The 20,555-nt window shown below is 71.0% G+C and carries 19 protein-coding genes and 1 pseudogene; 11 read left to right on the top strand and 9 right to left on the bottom strand.

Going from position 1 to position 20,555, the window contains the following annotated elements; genetic code table 11:
• Window positions 1-658: 658 nt before the first annotated feature.
• Window positions 659-1,171, bottom strand: coding sequence for a GNAT family N-acetyltransferase (locus tag NDAS_RS27720; RefSeq protein WP_013151182.1), 513 nt, complete (start codon window positions 1,169-1,171; stop codon window positions 659-661).
• 6 nt (window positions 1,172-1,177) lie between these two features.
• Complete coding sequence (locus NDAS_RS00630) at window positions 1,178-1,951, bottom strand: GntR family transcriptional regulator (protein WP_013151181.1); 774 nt, start codon at window positions 1,949-1,951, stop codon at window positions 1,178-1,180.
• Window positions 1,952-2,056: 105 nt separating this feature from the next.
• On the opposite strand from NDAS_RS00630, the gene NDAS_RS00625 reads away from it, so the two are divergent.
• The 3 genes from NDAS_RS00625 (at window position 2,057) to NDAS_RS00615 (ending at window position 5,462) form a co-directional block, all read left to right on the top strand.
• A complete protein-coding gene (locus NDAS_RS00625; protein WP_013151180.1) occupies window positions 2,057-2,593 on the top strand; it encodes a hypothetical protein in 537 nt (178 codons plus the stop codon).
• Window positions 2,594-2,757: 164 nt separating this feature from the next.
• Window positions 2,758-4,194 (top strand): replication initiator, encoded by a 1,437-nt coding sequence (locus tag NDAS_RS00620; RefSeq protein WP_013151179.1) that lies wholly within the window; start codon window positions 2,758-2,760, stop codon window positions 4,192-4,194.
• Entirely contained in the window at window positions 4,194-5,462 is a 1,269-nt protein-coding gene (locus tag NDAS_RS00615) for a tyrosine-type recombinase/integrase (RefSeq protein ID WP_013151178.1), read from the top strand. Before NDAS_RS00620 ends, NDAS_RS00615 begins: the two co-directional genes overlap by 1 nt.
• A gap of 8 nt (window positions 5,463-5,470) precedes the next feature.
• Here the strand turns inward: NDAS_RS00615 and NDAS_RS00610 are convergent, their stop codons facing one another.
• Window positions 5,471-6,325, bottom strand: a complete 855-nt coding sequence (locus NDAS_RS00610; RefSeq protein ID WP_013151177.1) for a hypothetical protein — start codon at window positions 6,323-6,325, stop codon at window positions 5,471-5,473.
• Between the two features lie 296 nt (window positions 6,326-6,621).
• Here NDAS_RS00610 and NDAS_RS00605 point away from each other — a divergent pair, with 296 nt between their 5' ends.
• Window positions 6,622-7,593, top strand: a complete 972-nt coding sequence (locus NDAS_RS00605; RefSeq protein ID WP_013151176.1) for a 4-hydroxy-3-methylbut-2-enyl diphosphate reductase — start codon at window positions 6,622-6,624, stop codon at window positions 7,591-7,593.
• 127 nt (window positions 7,594-7,720) lie between these two features.
• Here NDAS_RS00605 and trxA read toward each other — a convergent pair whose 3' ends face one another.
• The 4 genes from trxA to NDAS_RS00585 form a co-directional block, all read right to left on the bottom strand.
• On the bottom strand, window positions 7,721-8,068 hold the full coding sequence (gene trxA, locus NDAS_RS00600; RefSeq protein WP_013151175.1) for a thioredoxin: 348 nt from the start codon (window positions 8,066-8,068) through the stop codon (window positions 7,721-7,723).
• Entirely contained in the window at window positions 8,068-8,484 is a 417-nt protein-coding gene (locus NDAS_RS00595) for a MerR family transcriptional regulator (protein ID WP_013151174.1), read from the bottom strand. Before NDAS_RS00595 ends, trxA begins: the two co-directional genes overlap by 1 nt.
• Window positions 8,485-8,565: 81 nt before the next feature.
• Window positions 8,566-9,120 carry a DUF4245 domain-containing protein gene (locus NDAS_RS00590; protein WP_013151173.1) on the bottom strand — a complete coding sequence of 185 codons (555 nt, stop codon included), beginning with the start codon at window positions 9,118-9,120 and terminating at the stop codon, window positions 8,566-8,568.
• 50 nt (window positions 9,121-9,170) lie between these two features.
• Entirely contained in the window at window positions 9,171-9,770 is a 600-nt protein-coding gene (locus tag NDAS_RS00585; RefSeq protein ID WP_013151172.1) for a TetR/AcrR family transcriptional regulator, read from the bottom strand.
• 154 nt (window positions 9,771-9,924) lie between these two features.
• Between NDAS_RS00585 and glpX the strand changes: the two genes are divergently transcribed.
• Window positions 9,925-10,965, top strand: coding sequence for a class II fructose-bisphosphatase (gene glpX, locus NDAS_RS00580; RefSeq protein ID WP_013151171.1), 1,041 nt, complete (start codon window positions 9,925-9,927; stop codon window positions 10,963-10,965).
• Window positions 10,966-11,164: 199 nt separating this feature from the next.
• Entirely contained in the window at window positions 11,165-12,829 is a 1,665-nt protein-coding gene (locus NDAS_RS00575) for a hypothetical protein (RefSeq protein ID WP_013151170.1), read from the top strand.
• A gap of 75 nt (window positions 12,830-12,904) precedes the next feature.
• Here the strand turns inward: NDAS_RS00575 and NDAS_RS00570 are convergent.
• Both NDAS_RS00570 and NDAS_RS00565 read right to left on the bottom strand, forming a co-directional pair.
• Window positions 12,905-13,435 (bottom strand): annotated as a pseudogene (locus NDAS_RS00570) (ABC transporter permease); the annotation flags it as partial.
• A gap of 29 nt (window positions 13,436-13,464) precedes the next feature.
• On the bottom strand, window positions 13,465-14,697 hold the full coding sequence (locus tag NDAS_RS00565) for an RNA-guided endonuclease InsQ/TnpB family protein (RefSeq protein WP_013151169.1): 1,233 nt from the start codon (window positions 14,695-14,697) through the stop codon (window positions 13,465-13,467).
• 457 nt (window positions 14,698-15,154) lie between these two features.
• On the opposite strand from NDAS_RS00565, the gene NDAS_RS00560 reads away from it, so the two are divergent.
• The 5 genes from NDAS_RS00560 to NDAS_RS00540 all read left to right on the top strand — a co-directional run bounded on the left by NDAS_RS00560 (window position 15,155) and on the right by NDAS_RS00540 (window position 20,551).
• Window positions 15,155-15,526 carry an RNHCP domain-containing protein gene (locus NDAS_RS00560; RefSeq protein ID WP_013151168.1) on the top strand — a complete coding sequence of 124 codons (372 nt, stop codon included), beginning with the start codon at window positions 15,155-15,157 and terminating at the stop codon, window positions 15,524-15,526.
• Window positions 15,523-15,951, top strand: coding sequence for an RNHCP domain-containing protein (locus NDAS_RS00555; RefSeq protein WP_081461683.1), 429 nt, complete (start codon window positions 15,523-15,525; stop codon window positions 15,949-15,951). Before NDAS_RS00560 ends, NDAS_RS00555 begins: the two co-directional genes overlap by 4 nt.
• Before the next feature lie 219 nt (window positions 15,952-16,170).
• On the top strand, window positions 16,171-16,761 hold the full coding sequence (locus NDAS_RS00550) for a DUF1707 SHOCT-like domain-containing protein (RefSeq protein WP_041552148.1): 591 nt from the start codon (window positions 16,171-16,173) through the stop codon (window positions 16,759-16,761).
• Between the two features lie 158 nt (window positions 16,762-16,919).
• Complete coding sequence (locus NDAS_RS00545) at window positions 16,920-18,308, top strand: class II fumarate hydratase (RefSeq protein ID WP_013151165.1); 1,389 nt, start codon at window positions 16,920-16,922, stop codon at window positions 18,306-18,308.
• 218 nt (window positions 18,309-18,526) lie between these two features.
• Window positions 18,527-20,551, top strand: coding sequence for a serine/threonine-protein kinase (locus NDAS_RS00540; RefSeq protein ID WP_013151164.1), 2,025 nt, complete (start codon window positions 18,527-18,529; stop codon window positions 20,549-20,551).
• Window positions 20,552-20,555 lie beyond the last annotated feature (4 nt).

Raw genomic sequence — 20,555 nt, 5'->3', positions numbered from 1 at the left:
CCTCTTGGGCACGGCGGGGCGCGCGAGGACGCGCCGCGCGGGACGCAGGCGAGCGCGGACGCGGCGCGCCTACCGCCGGACACCCGTCAGGGTGTCCAGCAACCGCGCTTGCGCACTCTTGGTTGCTCGGTACATCAAAACGCTCGCACTGATCCACCGGAGAGAACCCCCGGTGGTTCATGCCCCGCGACACCCGCGTGCCCCACGCCCTGGTCCTCGCGCCCGTCCCCTGAAACACCCCGCCGGCCCCGCGTCCTGACTCTCGCGTTCGCCCCGTCACCTCCGGCCCGGCCTGCCTCGTCCGCTTCGCGCTTCGACCCGTCCGGGTCGTATCAGCAAAGGAACCAGGCCCCACCCCCACGCCCCTTCTTCCCCACCCCACCCCCGTCCCTTCCCGCGGCTTCCCCTGGGCCCGAAGGTGGTGGGCAGACTTTGGGCGGTGTCCTGTCCGGGGTGGGCTGGACCGCCGCCAGGGGGCCATTAGGCTGGCCCGCCAATGGGGAGGGGGCTCGCCCCCTCACCCCGTTGTCCCCCTCCGGCCCCCTGGTGGTGGTTCAGGAGGGCCCCGCCCCGGAGAGGTGCCTAAAGTCTGAACGCCACCGACCCCACCCGGGGCCTCCCGCACCGCAGGTGCGGGCTTGAGGAAGTAAGGAAACCTTCAACAGGTCAGGGCATAAGCCCGACCCGGCATCTCCTGTCCCTCTCCGAACCGGTGGGTGATCTCCCCAATGCACACCCATCCCAGACGCTCGTAGAGACGCATCGCGGCCTGGTCCTTCTCCATCACGTCCAAGACGAGTTGCCACCCCTGCCCTCGGCCGAACTCCATGGCCCGCCTCATCAACGCCTGTGCGGCTCCTTGCCCTCGCGCAGCCGGGGAGACGAACAACCGGCCGACTGATGCCACAGCTTCCTGTCTGCCGCTGTTCTGAGCCCTCCACAGCTTCACGGCGTCATCACTGCTGTTGCGGCTGAGGCTGACGTGTCCGGCTACCGCCCCTTCGGTTAGCGCGACCCATGCCCGTCCACTGTCGTCGAGTTCCAGCCACCCTCGGGGGTCGGCAACGCCTTCCACGGGGTAGCCGTCCCGCTCGTGAACCTCCACCAGCAAGCGAGCACAGGCGTCTAGGTCCTGCTCTGCGCGTGGCCGGACTTCCACCTCATCACGCATCGCCTCTCAGTCCTCCACCGGCATGTTGTAGTCCAACGCTGCGAAGTCCGCGCGCATGATGAAGTTGGTGACCTCGAAGGGCGTGCCCTCCTGGTCAATTCCCGTGTGGAGAACGTCGATGACCGGCACACCGTCAGGGATCGACAGACCTTTGACCTCATCCCGAGTCGGCATCCGCGCGCAGATCTCCTCGCGCACTCGAGTGATCGCGTGGCCTCGCTCCTCGAAGCGCGCGTAGAGACTGCCCTTGCCCATGTTGGCGGAGTTGGCCAGCACGGTATCCCCGGCAATCTCCACGGGGATGTAGGTGATTCCGAGCTGCACGGGTGCCTCGTCCGCGTAGTACCAGTTCTCCCGGCGGATCACCTGTGCGTCGTCGGCAAGCCCGAGTCGTTCCCTCACTCGGCCGGGCGGGTCTACCCGCTCGATGGAGGTGCAGTCAACGCGTGCGGCCATGCCCTGGCGCGCGAGTTCGGCGCGGTAGGGGGACAGGCCGGTCTCTTCGCGCAGCCGTCGCGAGTAGCGCTCGCTGCCGAACCGGAAGAGCTGCCGCTTGGCGCGCACGAAGACGCCCCGCCCGTGCTGGGCGTCCACCAGCCCTTCGTCAGCGAGTAGGCGCATGGCCTCTCGGGCCGTATTGCGCGCTGCCCCGTACCTCTGGGCCAGTTCACGTTCGGACGGCAGCTTCTCGCCGGGTTCCAGCGCACCGCTGGTGATGGAGTCGCGCAAGTCGTTCGCTATGCGGCGACTCGGCAGAAGAGGTTCCTCGGTCGGTGTCATACACCCAGCGTACAAGCTGGCTCAAGCCAGTAGCTTGACCACTCTCAACAGGTGTGCTCTACTGGCTTAAGCCACTACTGGCTCAAGCCACTTCAAGGAGTTCTCATGGCGCCTGTTGCTACCGCCCCTGCTGCCGTCTCCGCTCCGACCATTCCCGCGCAGGGTCGCCTGCCGCTGATCCCCCGGGGAGAGATGGCGGTCGCGCTCAACGTCTCCCCGATGCCCACGGACGCCCCGGGTTCGGTCTCCACTGAGCAGATCGCGGCCTGGGTGCGCACCGGCTACGACACCCTGGGCGCGTTCCACATCTGGTGGTGCGACTACGTGGCCCGCAAGCTCAACGCCAAGGTCCTCTTCGAAGAGGCCACTGCCGCGCAGGTCGGCATCTACCGGGCCTGGTTCCCCTCCGATGACCGCTACCAGAAGGCCGTAGACCTGGCCTTCGCCCTCTACAACCGCCTCCCCGAGACCGCGCAGGTCGGGGACCGGACCGTCTACCTCGACATGGGCGACGTGATGGGGGACGGCTGCTCCTATGAGCTGCCGGTCAGCGCCCGGGATGTGGAGATGGCCAACGCCAACGCTGACCGGGTGCGCGAACAGCTCGCCATGACCGGGGGCGCGCTCCCGATCCACTTCTAGCTTCGCCCCCGACACGGTGCCTGATCCGACCAAGAACCGTCACCGTGCCGGGGTCCGCGAAAGCCTCCCGGCCTGGGGCTGCTTCCACACACCACCCGGGCCGGTGCTTCACCTACCCAACGAACCCAACACGCGAGTGCAAGGAACGAAAGGCGCTTCCCATCATGCCCCACCCCAGCGACGCCACACAGCCCCGTCGCGCACCCTCCACAGAGCAGATCAGCGAACGCGTAGCGACCGGCGCTCTCGACGACGTGCTCTCCACCATCAAGCGCGTGCGGGGCTGCTCTGAGCCGCTGCGGCTGCGCGGACAGCTCTCGACCGTGGACACCGCCACCGGGGCCTGTGATGCGGTGTGGTCCACCACCGGCCAACCCGGACAGGTGCTCATGGTCGCCTGCGGCAACCGCCGCGCCTCCCGCTGCCCCGCCTGCGCCGACACCTACCAGGGCGACACCTTCCACCTCATCCGCGCCGGACTCGTCGGCGGAGACAAGGGCGTCCCCGAAGCCGTGCGCTCCCACCCCCGCGTGTTCGCCACCCTGACCGCCCCCAGCTTCGGCCCCGTCCACCGGGGACCGGACGCCTCCGGGCGTGCGGTGGTGTGCCACCCCCGCCGCTCGGGTGCGGCCTGCTACCGCCGCCACACCGCAGACGATGCCCTCATCGGCCAACCCTTGGACGCGGAGAGCTACGACTACGACGGGCACGTGCTGTGGAACAACCACGCCGGGGACCTGTGGAGCCGCTTCACGGTCTACCTGCGCCGCCACCTGGCCGACGCCGCCGGGATCGGACGCACCGAGTTCAACCGCACGGTGCGGGTGTCCTACGCCAAGGTGGCCGAGTTCCAAGCCCGGGGGCTGGTCCACTTCCACGCCGTGATCCGCCTGGACACCAAACGCCCTGACGGCACCGTGGAACCTCCCCCGGCCTGGGCGTCGGTGGAGCTGCTCACCGCCGCCATTCGTTCCGCCGCTGCGGCCGTGGTGGTCCCGGCCGAGACCGCCAACGGTTCCCGGTTCCTGTCCTGGGGTGAACAGGTGGACGTCCACGCGATCACCTCGGGTGCGTTCGCCTCCGGCGGGGTGGATGAGGAAGCGGTGGCCGCCTACATCGCCAAGTACGCCACCAAGTCCACTACCGATGACGGCACCCTGGACCGGCGCGTGTTCGCCGGGGCTCCGCTGGACCACCTGGGGTTGAGCGACCACCAGCGCAGGTTGATCCTGACCTGCTGGCGTCTGTCCGAGGTCCCCGGCCTGGAGGAGCGCAAGCTCGACCGGTGGGCGCACACCCTCGGGTTTCGGGGCCACTTCTCCACCAAGTCGCGCCGCTACTCCACCACCCTGGGCCAACTTCGGCAGGTGAGGCGGGATTTCCGCGCCGGGCAGGCACGCGCGATGGGTCATGACGACCTGCTCGGCGACCTGCCCGAGATGACCGAGGACACCACGCTCGTAGTCGGCTCGTTCTCCTACGCCGGGCAGGGCTACGCACACCCCGTTGACCGGTGGCTGGCCGAGTCCCACCACCGCAGCCGGGTCTACAGCCGCCGCGTGGGACGCGAACAGCTCGCAGACCTGGAAGAGGCCGCCTGATGCCCGTGGTCGACACCTGGCACAAGACCGTCAAGCTCCCGGACGGCTCCGCCCGGCGCGAGAAGTCCGCCTCCTACGGCCGCGGCAAGCGCTGGGCCGCTCGCTACCGGGACAGCAACGGACAGCAGAAGTCCCCGAAGTTCAGGACCAAGCCCGAAGCCGAACGCCACCTCAAGAAGGTGGAGGGGGAACTTGCGCGGGGTCTCTACGTCGATCCCAGCGCCGGACAGGTCACCCTCAAGGAGTTCGCGGAAGACGTGGTCAAGAACGCTTCCGTGGAGGAGTCCAGCCGCCACGACCTGGAGCGCCGCTTTCGCAAGCACGTGTACCCGTTCCTCGGGGGCAGCCAGCTCCGCGCCATCCGGCCATCGATGATCCAGGAGTGGATCAAGGGCCGCTCCGCCGAACTCGGAGACCAGACCGTGCGGACCGTCTTCGACAACCTGTCGATGGTCTTCCAGGCCGCCGTGGACGACGAACTCATCGCCCGCAACCCGTGCCGCGCTGGCTCCGTCAAGCCTCCGTCAGTGACTCGCCGGAAGGTGATCCCGTGGTCGGTCGAACTCGTCTCGGGGATCCGGTCCGCCCTGCCCGCTCGCTATCAGGCCCTGGTGGTCCCCGGTGCGGGATGCGGCCTGCGGCAGGGTGAAGTCCTGGGCCTGGCCGTCGATGACCTGTCCGCCTCGAAGCACACGCTGCACGTCCGGCGACAGGTGAAACTCATGGCGGGGAAGCCGGTGTTCGCTCCTCCCAAGGGCGGCAAGGAGCGAGAGGTTCCCCTCCCCGGCCACGTGCTGTCCGCTCTGGCCGCTCACATGGAGCGCTTCCCGCCCGTGGCGGTGACGCTCCCCTGGAAGCACTTCGGGGGCAAGCCGGTGACGGTCAGCCTGATCTTCACCAGCCGGGAGAGGAAGGCGCTGAACGCGACCTACGTCAACGCCTATCTGTGGAAACCGGCCCTGGTGGCTGCTGGCGTCCTGCCCGCGCCTCCTGCCGGTGAGCGCATCCAGGCGGCCCATGACAAGGGCTTCCACCAACTGCGCCACCACTACGCCAGTGTGATGCTGGACTCAGGGGTGAGCGTTCGGGCGCTGGCTGACTTCCTCGGACACCACGACCCCGGGTTCACCCTGCGGACCTACGCGCACATGATGCCGAAGAACGAGGAACGGGCTCGGGAAGCCATCGACCGTGCCTGGTCCGCAGTCGATGGCCTCCGCTCCCCGTGTGCGCCCGATGTGCGCCCGTCCGACAGCCAGGGTTCCTGACACGCCCTCTACTCTGCGCTCTCCAGCTTGGCGATGCGGTTGTCGTACATCTTGATGAACTCGGGGCGGCTCTGGTGGGCGACCTCGTAGGCGCGCAGGTCGCGGACCTGCTCGATGGTGAGCTTGCGCAGACGGGCGCGGACCGAGGGCAGGGTGAGCTCGTCGTAGGTGGGCACGGCGAGGTCCTCCAGGGAGGGGGCGGCACCCTTGCGCACCCTCTCCAGGATCTCGTCGCTGCTGACCTTGGTGTGCGCCTCGGCGACGGCGATCTCCTCCGCGATGGCGGCGCCCTCCTCGGGGACGTCCGCGGTGGCGGGGGTGGCGGGCCCGGTCCGCTCCTCCCGACCGCTTCCGGCCTCCCCGGCCACGGCCGGCTCGGCGGCCTCGGGGGCGGCGGGGGTCTCGGCAGCCTTCGCGGACTTCGCGGACTTCTTCTTGGCGGCGGGCTTCTTCTCGGCCGGGGCCTTCTCCTGCACGGCGGGCTCGTCCTGAGCGGCGGCCGCGGGCTCCTCGGCCTCCTCCTTCACGGGCTCCTGCTCCGCGGCGGGCTCGGCGGCCTCAGCCTTCTCGGCCTCGACGGGCGCGGCGGCCGCGGCGGGCTCCTCGGTCTTCGGCGCGGCCTGCGGCTCGTCGGCGCTCTCCGCCCCGTGCGCCCCGGCCTCGGTGCTCTTCTCCGCGGACGGCTGGGCCTGGTCCGTGCCGCGCGCGGTCACGTCCTCGGTCTCCGCGGTCGCGGGGGCGGGGGACTGGGCGGTCCCGGCCGCCTCCTGGGCCGCGGGCTCGGGCGCGGCCGCCGTTTCCTTGCGCCCGAAGATGCCCTTGACCAGGGCGACCAGCTTCGTGGCGAGCGTCGGTTTCGACATAGGACGGGGGCTCCTGGTGGTCTCGGCGAGTGGGGTGAGCGGCGCGCGAACAGCCGACCGGCAGGGCCGAGGTGAGGGCGAACCGCCTGCAATGCGTGTGATGGTGAACCAGGATAGAGGAGGGTTGAACACCATGAGCAGGGGAGAAGTGAACGATTTCGCCACTTCGAGGCGCAACCGGATGCGCCCCGTTGCGATACCGTCACCTTGGCACCGGTCGCACGTCGAAGCGGCCTGTTCAGTGCCCTCTCCCACACCCGGGTCGCACGCCGCCCAAGCCACCTAGGATGTAACACATGACTGCGATGACGACTGCCACGAACCAACGCCGTGTGCTCCTCGCCAATCCCCGGGGCTACTGCGCCGGTGTCGACCGCGCTGTCATCACCGTCGAGAAGGCCCTGGAGCAGTACGGCGCGCCGATCTACGTGCGCAAGCAGATCGTGCACAACACCCACGTGGTGCGCACCCTGGAGGAGCGCGGCGCGATCTTCGTCGAGGAGACCGAGGAGGTGCCCGAGGGGGCCATCGTGGTCTTCTCCGCGCACGGCGTCTCCCCGGCCGTGCACGAGGAGGCGCACAGGCGCAGCCTCAAGACGATCGACGCCACCTGCCCGCTCGTCACCAAGGTCCACAAGGAGGCCAAGCGCTTCGCGGCCGAGGACCGGGACATCATCCTCATCGGCCACATCGGCCACGAGGAGGTCGAGGGCACCAGCGGTGAGGCCCCCGAGCACATCCAGATCGTCGAGAGCCCGGACGAGGTGCACAAGGTCCAGGTGCGCAACCCGGACAACGTGTCGTGGCTCTCCCAGACGACCCTTTCGGTGGACGAGACCACCCAGACGGTGGACGCCCTGCGCGAGCGGTTCCCGAACCTGCTCGACCCGCCCAGCGACGACATCTGCTACGCCACCTCCAACCGCCAGGACGCGGTCAAGGCGATGGCGCCCGAGTGCGAGCTGGTCATCGTGGTCGGATCCGACAACTCGTCCAACTCGGTCCGCCTGGTGGAGGTGGCCCTGGACGCGGGCGCCGACGCCGCCCACCTGATCGACAACGCCTCGCTGATGAACGACTCCTGGCTGGAGGGCGTGACCACGGTCGGCGTGACCAGCGGCGCCTCCGTGCCGGACATCCTGGTGCGCGAGCTGCTCGACAAGCTGGCCGGGCACGGCTACGGCACGGTCACCCCGGTGACCACCGCCGACGAGACGCTGACCTTCTCGCTGCCCAAGGAACTGCGCCGCGACCTGCGCGCCGAGTAGCGCACAGCCCCCCGCACCCCGGGAGCGCACACAGCCGGTACACGGGGCGCCCGGTCGGAGGAGGGCGCCCCGTCGTGCTGGGGCGGGAGAGGGCCCAGCGTGCCCACGGGTACTCCCCCTGGCCCGGTCAGCCCCGCAGGGCGGTGTCCACCTCCGACAGCAGCCGCGCCCTGGACCGCGCGCCGACCAGCTTCAGCAGCGGCTCGCCGTCGCGGAAGAGCATCAGCGTCGGCAGCGACAGCACTCCGTGCCCGCGTGTGGTGAGGGGGTTGTCGTCGGCGTCGACCTTGCGGACGGCGAGCGTTCCGGCGCGCTCGTCGGCGATCCGGTCGAGCACCGGGGCCAGCATGCGGCAGGGCGGGCACCAGTCCGCCCAGAACTCCACCAGGACGGGGCCCTCGACGTCGAGGACGTCGCGTTCGAAGGTCGCGTCGGTGACCGCGGACACCTCGGCGGTCGAATTCGTGGACGGCATCACGGCTCCTCGGGATCGTTCGCTTCACCGGTGCACAGCCCCGTCGCCCCGCGGCCCCCGGCCCCGCGGGCCAGGGCCTCGGACAGCTTGGCCGTGAGACTGTCGCGCATCGCGCCGAGCCGCTCCAGGCAGGCGTCCACCTCCGCGAGCCTGCGCCGGTAGACCTCGACCGAGTCGGGGCAGGAGTCCCCGGTCTCGTGGCCCGAGCGCAGGCACTCGACGAACGGACGGGTGTCGTCGAGGCTGAGGCCGACGGCCTGGAGGGTCAGGATCTCGCTGACCAGCCGGTAGTCGTCCTCGCCGTAGTCCCGGTAGCCGTTGGCCGAGCGCCGTGCGCTGAGCAGCCCCTGGGACTCGTAGAACCGCAGGGCCCGGGCCGTGGTCCCGGTACGTCGGGCGAGTTCACCGATGCGCATGGGACGACCGTAAACCCTGACGTCTACGTCAGGGCAAGGAAGCGGGCGCGTCCGGAGACGGCCGGGGCCCGCGTTCCCCGCTCAGGCTCCGTCCGCGGACCCCTCGCCACCGTCGGCGTCGGTCTCCAGGCCCTCGGCCAGACGGGTCAGCTCGTCCATGTCGGCGGGGCCGAACACGACCAGGGTCACACCCTCCTCGCGCAGGACCAGGGCGTTCTCGTCCTGGGAGGCGTGGTGCTCCCACTCGCGGCCGTCGACCTGGACCGTACCGACCCGCTCGGCGCCCGGGACCCTCTCCGCGAGGACGGCGCCGGGTTCGGCGTCGCTCTGGGTCACCATGGCGTGGCTGTCCTCGGCCGTGGCGAATCCCACGCTCCACTGGACCGGTCCGGACACGTCCACCGTGGAGCTGGTGGGCGTCCACCCCTCCTGCTCCAGGTCGGCGGAGGGCACCGTCACCGGATAGTCCGCCGCGTCGCGCAGGACGTCGGCGTCGGGCCGGTACTCCACCGACGGAATGCTCTCGCCCGAGCGCGTGGAGACCACGAACGCCATGATCAGGACGATGCCGACGATGATCCCGAGGGAGATGGCGTAGTTCTTGAAGGTCGCGCTGGACCGGCTGTACTCACTCATGACGTCTCCAGCTTGCCCCAGGTCCGGGGCCCCGCGGACCCGGGGTGCGCTTAGCGCCGGGGTTCGAGCTGGGTGAGCAGTCCGGTGATGTCGTCGGCGAGTCGGCGGGCCTCGGCGTCCTCGCGCTGGACCACCTCGGCCACGGCCAGCAGCATCGCGCCGCTCACGACGATGAGCAGGGCCTCGTCCACGGGCTCGTCGGCCTTGCGGAACAGCGCCACGTTGCGGTCGGTCCACTGGGTGAGCCGGGTCCGCAGCTGGTAGTCGAACCCGGGGGGACCGTCACCGCTGAAGAACAGCCGTGTGGTCTCCCTCTCCTCGATGCACCCCAGCAGGTAGGCGCGGGCGGCGATGTTCATCAGCCGCGTGGGGTCCTTCTCCCCCTCGGAGCGGGCCCGCACGACCGCCTGGTGGGTGCGGTCCTGCTGGCGCTGCTGGAACTCCTCGTACAGGGCGAGGTAGAGGTCGGCCTTGCCGCTGAAGTGGTGGTACAGGCTGCCGACGCTGGCCCCGGCCGCGGCGACGACCTCGCTCACCCCGGCCTTGGCGAAGCCCACCGTGCGAAAGACCTGGGAGGCCGCCTTGAGCAGGGCGCCGCGGGTGGCCGCGCCGCGCGGGGAGACCCTCGCGGGCCTGTCCGTCTTGTCCACTGTCACGCCTCACTCCAGTCCGGGTCACGCCAGAGTAGTCCGTCCCCGTCCACCCGGGACCGCCCCGAGGGGTACCCGTGGCCCCGCGGGTGTCACGTCGGGTGACTACCCTAAGACCTGCCCCCGACCTGTTCTCCCGATGGAAGGTGTGTTCATGTCGCAGTCCAGCAGCCCGCACAAGGCCCCGGATCGCAACCTCGCGCTGGAGCTGGTGCGCGTCACCGAGACCGCGGCGCTCGCCGCGGCCCGCTGGGTGGGCAAGGGTGACAAGATCGGGGCGGACGGCGCCGCGGTGCGCGGCATGCGGCACATGATCAGCACCGTGTCCATGAACGGGACCGTGGTGATCGGCGAGGGCGAGAAGGACAACGCCCCGATGCTCTACAACGGCGAGCGGGTCGGCGACGGCGGCGGCCAGGACTGGGACGTGGCCGTCGACCCGATCGACGGCACCACCCTGACCGCCATGGGCATGCCCAACGCCGTGTCGGTGATCGCGATGAGTCCGCGCAACACCATGTTCGACCCCTCCGCGGTGTTCTACATGGAGAAGCTCGCCACGGGTCCCGAGGCCGCCGACGTGGTGGACATCGCCGCTCCCGTGGCCGACAACGTCCGGGCCGTGGCCCGCGCCAAGGGCAAGTCGCCGCAGGACGTGACCGTCGTCATCCTGGACCGCCCCCGCCACAAGCAGATCGTGCAGGACGTGCGCGACGCCGGCGCCCGGATCAAGTTCATCAGCGACGGCGACGTGGCCGGAGCGATCATGGCGGCCCGGGCGGGGACCGGTGTGGACCTGCTGCTGGGCATCGGCGGCACCCCCGAGGGCATCATCACCGCGTGCGCGATGAAGTGCCTGGACGGTGTCATCCAGGGCCGTCTGTGGCCCAAGGACGAGGAGGAGCGCCGCAAGGCGCTCGACGCCGGGCACGACCTGGACCGTGTGCTGCGCACCGACGACCTCGTCTCGTCCGACGACGTGTTCTTCGCCGCGACCGGCATCACCGACGGGGAGCTGGTCGGCGGCGTCCGCTACGAGTCCGCGCGGGTCGTCACCGACTCCCTGGTCATGCGCGGCCGCAGCGGCACCGTCCGCCAGGTGCTCAGCGAGCACCGCCTGGGCAAGCTGGCCTCCTACAGCGGCGTCGACCTGACCTCGGCTCCCTACCGCGGTGAGGAGCCCGAGTCGGTCTAGGGCTGTCACACCCCCGCCGGAAGACCTCCGCGAAAGCTCCACCCCGGTGTCCCGTCCCGGCCGGTACGGGACACCGGGCCCCTTCCCCACCGGCCTACCGAAAAAGGCACGGGACGCGAACCACACCGGGTCGACGCGGCATCAGACCCGGCGTTGGTTGCGCGGTGCACGCGCCGAGGAATTCCCCGCCGGAGGTTTGATGTCCTACCCCGATCCCCCACAGCAGCCCCAGTGGCAGCCTCAGCCGCCCGGGCAGGGTTACCCTCCGCCCCAGGCTCCCGGCCAGCACCCCGCGGGCTTCGGCGCGGGCGCGCCCGGCGGTCCGCCGCCCGCGGGTCCCTTCCCCGGGGGCCAGTACTCCGGCGGTCAGGTGCCGCCGCCCTCCGGCGGCGGCCGCAACAGGCGCTGGCTGATCCCGGCCGCCGCGGGCACCGCGCTCCTCCTCATGGGCGGCACGGTGTGGGCCACCGTCTCGCTGGTCAGCTTCGGCGGCCCCCAGCCCGAGGACGTGCTCCCGGGCAGCGCGCTCGCGTTCGGCAAGATCGACCTGTCCATCGACGGCTCCCAGGCCATGGAGCTGTTGCGGTTCGTGGACCAGCTCCCCGACGAGGTCACGGCCGAGATGGACGAGCCCGACGGCGACATGACGGGGCTGGTCGCCGAGGGTTTCGTGGCCGCCTTCCCCGAGGCGCGGCAGTCCGAGGTCGAGGAGTGGATCGGCCAGCGCGTGGGCTTCGCGATGTGGCCCGCCAGCGGTGAGGCCGAGCTGGGCGAGGGCGCCGGCGTGGCCGGGGCGTTCGCGCTCGCGGTGGAGGACGAGCGGCTCGCCCAGGAGAACCTGGAGCGGCTCAGCGGCGAGTACGACGACCTCTACTTCGAGGTGATCAACGACTTCGCGCTCCTCACCACCTCCGACGCGGCGCTGGCCGACCTGCACGCGCAGGTGGAGGAGCACGGTCCCCTGGCCGACGCCGACACCTTCTCCGGCGACATGGCCGAGGTGCCCGGCGGCAGCCTGGCCGCGGCGTGGTCGGACCTCGCGGGTCTGATGGAGGTCGAGGAGTTCGCCCGCGAGTTCGAGGCCGACCTGGCCGCCGAGACCGGTGAGCTGAGCGGCCGGATGACCGCGTCCCTGCGGGTGGACGGCGAGTACCTGGAGGCGCGCACGGACATCTTCGACCTCACGGTGGACGGCACCGACCTGGCGTGGCTGGCCGAGACGCCGGGGGCGAGCGTGGCGGCGATGGAGTCGCTGCCCGAGAGCACGGTCATGGCCGTGGGCGCCAGCGGCCTGGACACGGCGCTGGCCGACGCCTACGAGAGCGACTCGATCCCGTTCATGACGAGCAGCGGCCAGATGCAGGAGATGGAGCGCCAGTTCAACTCGATGGGCGCCCCGCTGCCGGAGGGGTTCACCCAGCTGCTGGGCTCCTCGACCGCGTTCGGTGTCACCGACATGGACCTGGAGGGCTTCTTCGGATCCTCCTACAGCGGCGGCGGGGAGGCGTCCTTCCAGTACCGCGCGGTGGGCGGTGACGAGCAGATCCTGGGCGACTTCGTCGAGAGCGCGGTCGTCGACTCCTACAGCACCCCGCCGGGGGTGAGCACCGACGGCGACGCCGTGGTGGTGTCCCAGGGCAGCAGCGCCACCGGGCGCCTGGGCGACGACCCGGTCTTCCAGCAGACCATGCAGGAGATGGACTCGGCGGTGATGGCCGGGTACATGGACCTGCGCCAGGTGCTGACCGAGAGCGAGGTGGAGGCCCCCGGCCAGTGGGGCGCCGTGGGCCTGGCGCTGAGCGTCACCGAGGAGGGGCAGCGCAGCAGCGTGGAGCTGCGCTGGTCGCCCAGCGGCGGCGAGTAGACGCGGGAGGCGTGAGCGCGCGGACGGCGCGGGGGGACGGTGCTCCCCCCGCGCCGTCCGCGCGTGCGGGGGGTTTCAGCCGACCACGCGGCGTCTCATCCGGGCGCACGCCAGGAACCACATCAGGACCACGAACACCAGCAGCACTCCGAGGTGGAACAGCGCCGCTCCGACTCCGATGTCGCCGAAGACCACTCCGCGGATCAGCTCGACCGAGTGGTAGAGCGGGTTGGCCATGGCCGCGTTACGCACCCAGTCGGGCAGCTCGGTGAGGGGGAAGAACGTGCCCGCCACCAGGAACAGCGGGGTGAACAGGCCGCTGAACACGTAGTCCATGGACCGCACCGAGTTGATCAGGGCGGAGATCCAGATCCCGAAGAGCGCGAAGGCGAACCCGGCGAGGAAGGCGATGAACGGCACGAGCAGCAGACCGGGTCCGGGGCGCAGCCCGAAACCCACCGCGACCAGCAGCGGGACGCACCCGTACACGCCCGAGCGCATCGCCAGCCACAGCGCCTCGCCGGTGACGAGTTCGCGCACGTCCACGGGGGCGGCCAGGATGCCCTCGTAGGTGTGCAGGAAGCGGCGTTTGTTGACTTCTTCTCCCGCCTGAAGGCAGAAGAATCCGGAACCACCTACTGGTGACTCGAGGCCAGGGCCTCGTCACGGGTCGCCCCGTGGCCTTCCTGTTTCATTACCGGTCGCCCCGTCCGGAAGGACTCCCGTTGAGGTCTCACACCAGCTCCACAGGCCAACACCGCCAGCCCGGCGGCTTCGAGATTGAGCGCCGCGTTCACATCCCGGTCATGGGCCACCCCACAAACGGGGCACGTCCACTCCCTTACACGCAGCGGCAACGACGCATTGAGGTACCCGCACCCGGGGGTCGAGCACGCCTTGGAGGAGGGGAGGAACCGGTCCACCACGACCAGGTCCCGCCCATGCCAGGCGCACTTGTACTCCAGCATCGTGCGCAGCTCACGCCAGGCCGCGTCCGAGATTGCCCGGGCGAGTCTGCGATTCTTGACCAGGTTGCGCACGGCCAGGTCCTCGATCACGACCGCTTGGTTCTCGCGGACGAGTCGAGTAGAGAGTTTGTGCAGGAAGTCCCTGCGACGGTCGGTGATGCGGGCGTGCACCCGCGCCACCTTTCGGCGCGCCTTGTCCCGGTTCGTGCTGCCCTTGGCCTTACGCGACAGCGCCCGCTGAGCCCGGGCCAGCTTCGCCCGGTCGCGTTGCTCGTGGCGGGGGTTGGCCACCTTCTCCCCCGTCGACAACGTCACCACGGAGGTGATTCCGGCATCGACACCGACCACGACGCGAGTGGCCTGGGCCGATGTGATGGTGTCCTCGCACAGCAGAGAGACGAACCAGCGCCCGGCCGTGTCACGCGAGACCGTCACCGTGGACGGCCGTGCCCCTTCGGGCAGGGGCCGCGACCACACCACATCGAGTGGGACGGTCATCTTGGCCAGGGTCAACTGCCCGCCTCGGTAGCGAAACCCCGACCGGGTGTACTCCGCTGAGGCCCGGGACTTCTTCTTGGACTTGAACCGCGGGTACTTCGCACGTCGGTCGAAGAAGTTCCGAAAAGCTGTGTGCAGGTGGCGCAGCGTCTGCTGGAGCGGAACGCAGGAGACCTCGGTAAGGAAGGCCAGCTCCTCGGTCCTCTTCCACACGGTCAGCGCCGCGGAGGAGTCGGTGTATGAGAGCCGCCGCTGTTCGGTGTTCCAGGCGGCGGTGTGTTCGGCCAGGGCGCGGTTGTAGACCAGGCGCACGCACCCGAACGTGCGCGACAGCTCAGCCGCCTGCGCATCGGTTGGGTAGAAGCGGTACCGAAACGCCCGCTTCACGCTCTTCCTGGCCATGGCACATACCGTAGCGACCGCCCTGCGGTCGCGTGAGCCGAATCCAACACAAAGTCACGAGAAGGAAAGCGCGTTTCCTCGGACAGCGGGGGCGAGGGATTTCCAGCGGGTTTCTCCGGCTGTGGAAACACTCCCGCCGAGCCGTGCGCGGCCGCGGCGCTGCGGGCAGTGCGGGCCCCGCGGGGCGGTCCGACCGGCGGAAAAACCCGTTGTCCCGGCCGGGGCGCCCGCCTACGATCGTCCTCCGGACCCGTAGGAACGAGAATCCGGAGGACGACTCCGGACGGAAAAGGGTGAGTATGCCCCGGAACGCGCCGAGCGCGCCTCACAGTCACGCGTACCACCGCCGTACCCGGGCCCCGGGTATCTGAGGCGGCCACGCCCCTTTCCGTCGAGAAGCGCTCGGCCTGCTCCCTGCTGTCTGTCATCACTTTTCCCAGCAAGGAGTACCTTCCGGGTGTCCACCACCGATTCCTCCGACCGCTCCGCCACCCGCACCGGCGCCTTCGCCTGCGTGCGCTGCGGCCTGTCCGTGTCCCGCCTCGGTCCCGACGGGGAACCGCGCGACCACTGTCCGAGCTGTCTGAGCTCCCGCCACGTCCTGGACCGGGTCGGGGGCGGCGCCTCCGACTGCGGCGGACGCATGGCCCCGATCTCGGTCGCGGTCCCGCGCGGCGGCTCCTGGACGCTCATCCACCGCTGCGGCGTGTGCGACGAGATGTCCGAGAGCGCCGTCTCACCGGACGACAACCACCTCGTCCTCATGCGGATCGCGGTCCGGCCGCTGGCCGAACCGCCCTTCCCGCTCGACCTGTTCGGGGAGGTGTGAGCGTGGGCCGACGCAACACCCGTGTCACCAGGCGTCCCCAGCGCCCCAAGACCGTGCTGCACGCCCACGGCGAGGCGGGTGGTGCGGGTTCGTTCCGCTGTGTGCGGTGCCGTCTGGAGATCCCGGCCCGCGCGCCGGGGACGGCCCACCGCAACCACTGTCCGCACTGCCTGACCAGCCTGCACGTGGACCTGCGGGTCCCCGGCGACCGCGCGTCCGGCTGCCGGGGCGCGATGGACGCGCTGAGCATGGCGGCGCGGCCGGACGGGGAGTGGATGATCGTCCACCGCTGTGTGCGGTGCGGTGAGCTCGGCTCCAACCGCGTGGCGGGCGACGACAACGCCCGCGCGCTGGTCAGGGTGGCGGTCCGGCCGCTGGCCGCCGCCTCCGACGCGGTCGCTCGGCGGGCGCTGATGGACCTGTGACGGCGGACGGGGCGGGGGCCGCAGGGCTTTCCGCCCCGTCCGGGTCCGGCCCGCCGCGCTTTCCGCTCGGGCCGGGGCGCCGCGCCTTCCGGCCGGAGCCCGCCCGTGGGCCCGGGCGGGCGGACGCGGAGCGCTCCCCCGGACGCGCCGACGCGCGATGCTCCCCGGACGGGCGACCGGCCCGGGGTTTCGCCTAGTGTGGGCGGTGTGAGTGAGGAAGTGTCCCCCGACCGGCTCCGCGCCTCCAACACCGACCGCGAACGGGTCCTGCGGGTCCTGCGCGAGGCCGCCGCCGACGGCCGTCTGGACCTGGAGGAGTTCGAGGAGCGCTCCTCCCTCGCGCACGAGGCCCGGACCCTGGGCGAGCTGCCCGGGATCACCGCCGACCTCCTCCCCGCCGAGCAGCAGCCCATCCGCCTGGACCGCCAGCCCGTTCTGGGTCTGTTCGGCAGGGCCGAGCGCAGGGGCCGCTGGGTGGCCTATCCCGACGAGCTGGCCGTGGCGCTGGTCGGCAGGGTCGAGGTGGACATGCGCGAGGCGCTCCTGATGCACAACCACCACCGCATGACCGTGACCGCCGTCCTGGGCCGCGTGGAGATCGACGTCCCCGAGGGCGTCGAGGTGCGGATGACCGGCTGGTCGTTCCTGGGCAGGCGCACCACCACCGCGCGCCGCTCCGAGCTGTCCCATCCCCCCGTGCTGGAGATCGACGGGTTCTCCCTGTTCGGCGTGGTGCGCGTGCGCGCCCCCAGGAGGCGCCGCCTCCTGGGCTGGCGCCGCCGCGATCGCCGACGCGGCATCGGGGCCTGACCGCGCCGACCTGCGGGGACCGCCGACCGGGCACGGGGGGCGGCGACGGTGTCAACATGACGCGCGCAACACCGCCAACCCCGGGTGAGGTGGCGGTGTGCTCCGGTGCGTCTGGCAATCTGGGGCTCACAGGTTTTCCCAGGGAGAGTTGGGTTGCAATGAGCGAGTTCCGTATCGAGCACGACTCGATGGGTGAGGTCAGGGTTCCGGCCGAGGCCAAGTGGAGGGCCCAGACGCAGCGTGCCGTCGAGAACTTCCCGATCTCCGGCCAGGGCCTGGAGGGCGCGCACATCGCCGCCCTCGGCCAGATCAAGGCCGCCGCGGCCAAGGTCAACGCCGAGCTCGGCGTCATCAGCGACGACCTGGGCAAGGCGATCCGGGAGGCCGCCCTGGAGGTCGCCGAGGGCAGGTGGAACGACGAGTTCCCGATCGACGTCTTCCAGACCGGCTCGGGCACCTCCAGCAACATGAACACCAACGAGGTCGTGGCGACGCTGGCCACCGAGCGCCTCGGGGCCCCGGTGCACCCCAACGACCACGTCAACGCGTCGCAGTCCTCCAACGACGTGTTCCCCTCCTCCATCCACATCGCCGCCACCTCCGCCGTGCAGAACGACCTGGTCCCGGCGCTGCGGCACCTGGAGGAGGCGCTCGGCGCCAAGGCGACCGAGTTCGCCTCCGTGGTCAAGAGCGGCCGCACCCACCTCATGGACGCCACCCCGGTCACCCTGGGCCAGGAGTTCGCCGGGTACGCCGCCCAGGTGCGCTACGGCGTGGAGCGCCTGGAGGCCGTCCTGCCGCGCGTGGCCGAGCTGCCGCTGGGCGGCACCGCCGTGGGCACCGGCATCAACACCCCCGAGGGCTTCTCCGCCCGGGTCATCGCCGAGATCGCCGAGCACACCGGCCTGCCGCTGACCGAGGCCCGCGACCACTTCGAGGCGCAGGGCGCCCGCGACGGCCTGGTCGAGCTGTCCGGCCAGCTGCGGACCATCGCGGTCGGCTTCGCCAAGATCGCCAACGACATCCGCTGGATGGGCTCGGGCCCGACCACGGGCCTGGGCGAGATCCTCCTGCCCGACCTCCAGCCCGGCTCCTCGATCATGCCGGGCAAGGTCAACCCGGTCCTGTGCGAGGCCGTGCTCCAGGTGACCTCGCAGGTCGTCGGCAACGACGCCGCGGTGGCCTTCGGCGGCGCGAGCGGCAACTTCGAGCTGAACGTGCAGCTGCCGATGATCGCCCGCAACGTGCTGGAGTCGATCCGCCTGCTCTCCAACGTCTCGCGCGTGTTCGCGGACCGCTGCGTGTCCGGTATCGAGGCCAACGTCGAGCAGTGCCGCGTCTACGCCGAGTCCTCGCCGTCGATCGTGACCCCGCTCAACCGCTACATCGGCTACGAGGAGGCCTCCAAGGTCGCCAAGCAGTCGCTGAAGGAGAAGAAGACCATCCGCGAGGTGGTCATCGAGCGCGGATACGTCGAGGACGGCAAGCTCACCGAGGCGCAGCTGGACGAGGCCCTCGACGTGCTGCGGATGACCAACTCCCAGTAGTCCGGAGCCGTTCCGCCACGGGGCACCCCGCACGCGGGGTGCCCCGTGCGCGCGCCGGACGGGGCGGTCGTGTTCCGGGCGGGGCGCACGGTGCGCACGGGTCGCGGTTGTGTCTCACCCGGCCGCGAAGGGCCCGGACCAGGAACCTTCCGGGTGCGGGAGGCGTCCGACATTCTTGAACAGAGCACCTTGGAAGCCCGCCTTCGAGAGGGCAGTACATGTCGAGCAACAGCGGCAGTGAACGCATCGTCGCGGACCGCTACGTCCTGCGCCGTGAACTCGGCCGCGGCGGTATGGGGGTGGTCTGGCAGGCCTTCGACCCGACGCTGGACCGCGACGTCGCGATCAAGCAGGTGCTGCTTCCCGACCACTTCACCGACTCCGAGCGGGCGGACGCCCACGGCCGGGTCCGGCGCGAGGCGCGCTCCGCCGCGCGGATCAGCCACCCCACGGTGATCACCATCCACGACGTCTTCGAGTACGACGGCAACCCGTGGGTGGTCATGGAGCTGGTCGAGGGCGGGTCCCTCCAGGACCGGCTCGACGAGCGGGGCGCCCTGCCTCCGGACGAGGTCGCGGAGATCGCCGGGTCGCTGCTGCGCGCCGTGCGGGCCGCGAACGCGGCCGGGGTCCTGCACCGCGACATCAAGCCGGGCAACATCATGACGTCCCTGGACGGCCGGGTGATCCTCACCGACTTCGGCATCGCGACGATGGAGGGCGGGCCGAGCATCACCCGCACCGGCGCGCTGATCGGCTCCCCCGAGTACATGCCGCCCGAGCGGCTGGCGGGCGGTCCGGCCGAGCACCGGGGCGACCTGTGGAGCATCGGCGTGACCCTGTTCGCGGCGGTCGAGGGCACCTCCCCGTTCCGCCGCGACAGCATCACCGCGGCGATCGCGGCGGTGATGTCCGCGCCGCTGCCGCCGATGACGCGCGCCGGGTGGCTGGAGCCGGTCATCTCCGGTCTGCTGGAGCGCGACCCGGAGCGCAGGCTGAGCGCGGACGGGGCGCTGGCGCTGCTGCGCGAGCGCGGCGGGCCGAACGCGGGCGGCGACGACAGCGGCGGCTTCGGCGCGGCGGGCGCCGTGGGAGCCGCGGGGGCGGGCGCGTTCGCGGACGGTACCCCGGCCTCCGGCAGCGGCCCGCACACGACACCCGGCGTCAGCGGTCGGCAGAGCCCCCACCACACGCCGAGCGGTGGCCACCCCGGCACGGGGCCGCGGGGCGGCTACCCCCACACGCGGACCCCGCTGCCTCAGGGCCCGATGACGGGGCAGCGCCTGCCGCGGGGCGGACCGGCCGACCCGGTGACGCCCGCGTCGCCCTTCGCGCACGGGCACCGCACGGTCCACCAGCACCGGCCGCCCCACTCCGCGGGAGGCGGTCTCGGCGGCACGGGCCGTGGCCCGGGTGGACCCGGGGGTCCGGGTGTCCCGCTCCACTCGGGCGGCCACGGCGGCGCGCGTCCGGGCTCGGGCTCGGGGAACACCAGGCTCCTCGTCGGCGTGGGCGCCGCGGTGGTGGTCCTGACGCTGATCGGCGGCGTTGCCGTGGTCGGTGCCACCCTGTTCGCCGGAGCCGAGGCCGAGGGCGGTGCCTCCGAGGCGCTGTCGGCGTCCGAGAGCGCGCGGCCGCCGGCGGAGCCCTCCGCCTCCGTCGGCGGGGACGAGGGCGGTGCCGGCAGCGGCGGCGGTGAGGGCCGGGGCGAGGGCGGCCAGACCGGCGGCGGGGACGAGAACGGGGAGCCGCCGTCCTACGACGAGCTGGAGACCTTCCGGTCGCAGTGGTTCCACGTGGACTACCCGGCCGGGTGGCAGGTGGACGACAGTGAGATCGAGAACACGCTGGCGGTGTTCGTCGCGCCGGGCAGCGACCACCAGGTGTGGGTGACCGGCTGGACCGAGCAGGAGTTCACCGGGACGAGCGCCGAGTACCTGGAGGACACCAACGGCGGGACGAAGGTCGAGGGTGACGTCACCACCGGCTACACGCAGCTGGAGCTGGAGGAGTTCGACGACGGCGACTTCGAGGAGGGCTGGGACGTCGCCCTGGTGGAGTCCGACCTCGTCAACGAGACCTGGGCGAGCCAGGAACGGCGCTTCTGGGCCTACGCGATCAGCACAGAGCACGAGGGCGACCGGGTGTTCTACCTGGTCAGCGTGAACGTTCCGCGCGAGGACGCCGACTACTACGACGACCTGCATGAGGACGTCATGGAGACGTTCGACCCGCTGCTGTGAGTGC

The sequence above is a fragment of the Nocardiopsis dassonvillei subsp. dassonvillei DSM 43111 genome (assembly GCF_000092985.1).
Classification (GTDB): domain Bacteria; phylum Actinomycetota; class Actinomycetes; order Streptosporangiales; family Streptosporangiaceae; genus Nocardiopsis; species Nocardiopsis dassonvillei.
The sequence above is the reverse complement of the archived record's forward strand: the minus strand, read 5'-3'. Positions and strand labels throughout refer to the sequence as shown.

Excerpts from the sequence above, each read along its gene's own strand:
- NDAS_RS27720 (WP_013151182.1), bottom strand. The coding sequence starts at position 1,171 with ATGCGTGATGAGGTGGAAGTCCGGCCACGCGCAGAGCAGGACCTAGAC.
- NDAS_RS00630 (WP_013151181.1), bottom strand. The coding sequence starts at position 1,951 with ATGACACCGACCGAGGAACCTCTTCTGCCGAGTCGCCGCATAGCGAAC.
- NDAS_RS00625 (WP_013151180.1), top strand. The coding sequence starts at position 2,057 with ATGGCGCCTGTTGCTACCGCCCCTGCTGCCGTCTCCGCTCCGACCATT.
- NDAS_RS00620 (WP_013151179.1), top strand. The coding sequence starts at position 2,758 with ATGCCCCACCCCAGCGACGCCACACAGCCCCGTCGCGCACCCTCCACA.
- NDAS_RS00615 (WP_013151178.1), top strand. The coding sequence starts at position 4,194 with ATGCCCGTGGTCGACACCTGGCACAAGACCGTCAAGCTCCCGGACGGC.
- NDAS_RS00610 (WP_013151177.1), bottom strand. The coding sequence starts at position 6,325 with ATGTCGAAACCGACGCTCGCCACGAAGCTGGTCGCCCTGGTCAAGGGC.
- NDAS_RS00605 (WP_013151176.1), top strand. The coding sequence starts at position 6,622 with ATGACTGCGATGACGACTGCCACGAACCAACGCCGTGTGCTCCTCGCC.
- trxA (WP_013151175.1), bottom strand. The coding sequence starts at position 8,068 with ATGCCGTCCACGAATTCGACCGCCGAGGTGTCCGCGGTCACCGACGCG.
- NDAS_RS00595 (WP_013151174.1), bottom strand. The coding sequence starts at position 8,484 with ATGCGCATCGGTGAACTCGCCCGACGTACCGGGACCACGGCCCGGGCC.
- NDAS_RS00590 (WP_013151173.1), bottom strand. The coding sequence starts at position 9,120 with ATGAGTGAGTACAGCCGGTCCAGCGCGACCTTCAAGAACTACGCCATC.
- glpX (WP_013151171.1), top strand. The coding sequence starts at position 9,925 with ATGTCGCAGTCCAGCAGCCCGCACAAGGCCCCGGATCGCAACCTCGCG.
- NDAS_RS00575 (WP_013151170.1), top strand. The coding sequence starts at position 11,165 with ATGTCCTACCCCGATCCCCCACAGCAGCCCCAGTGGCAGCCTCAGCCG.
- NDAS_RS00565 (WP_013151169.1), bottom strand. The coding sequence starts at position 14,697 with ATGGCCAGGAAGAGCGTGAAGCGGGCGTTTCGGTACCGCTTCTACCCA.
- NDAS_RS00545 (WP_013151165.1), top strand. The coding sequence starts at position 16,920 with ATGAGCGAGTTCCGTATCGAGCACGACTCGATGGGTGAGGTCAGGGTT.
- NDAS_RS00540 (WP_013151164.1), top strand. The coding sequence starts at position 18,527 with ATGTCGAGCAACAGCGGCAGTGAACGCATCGTCGCGGACCGCTACGTC.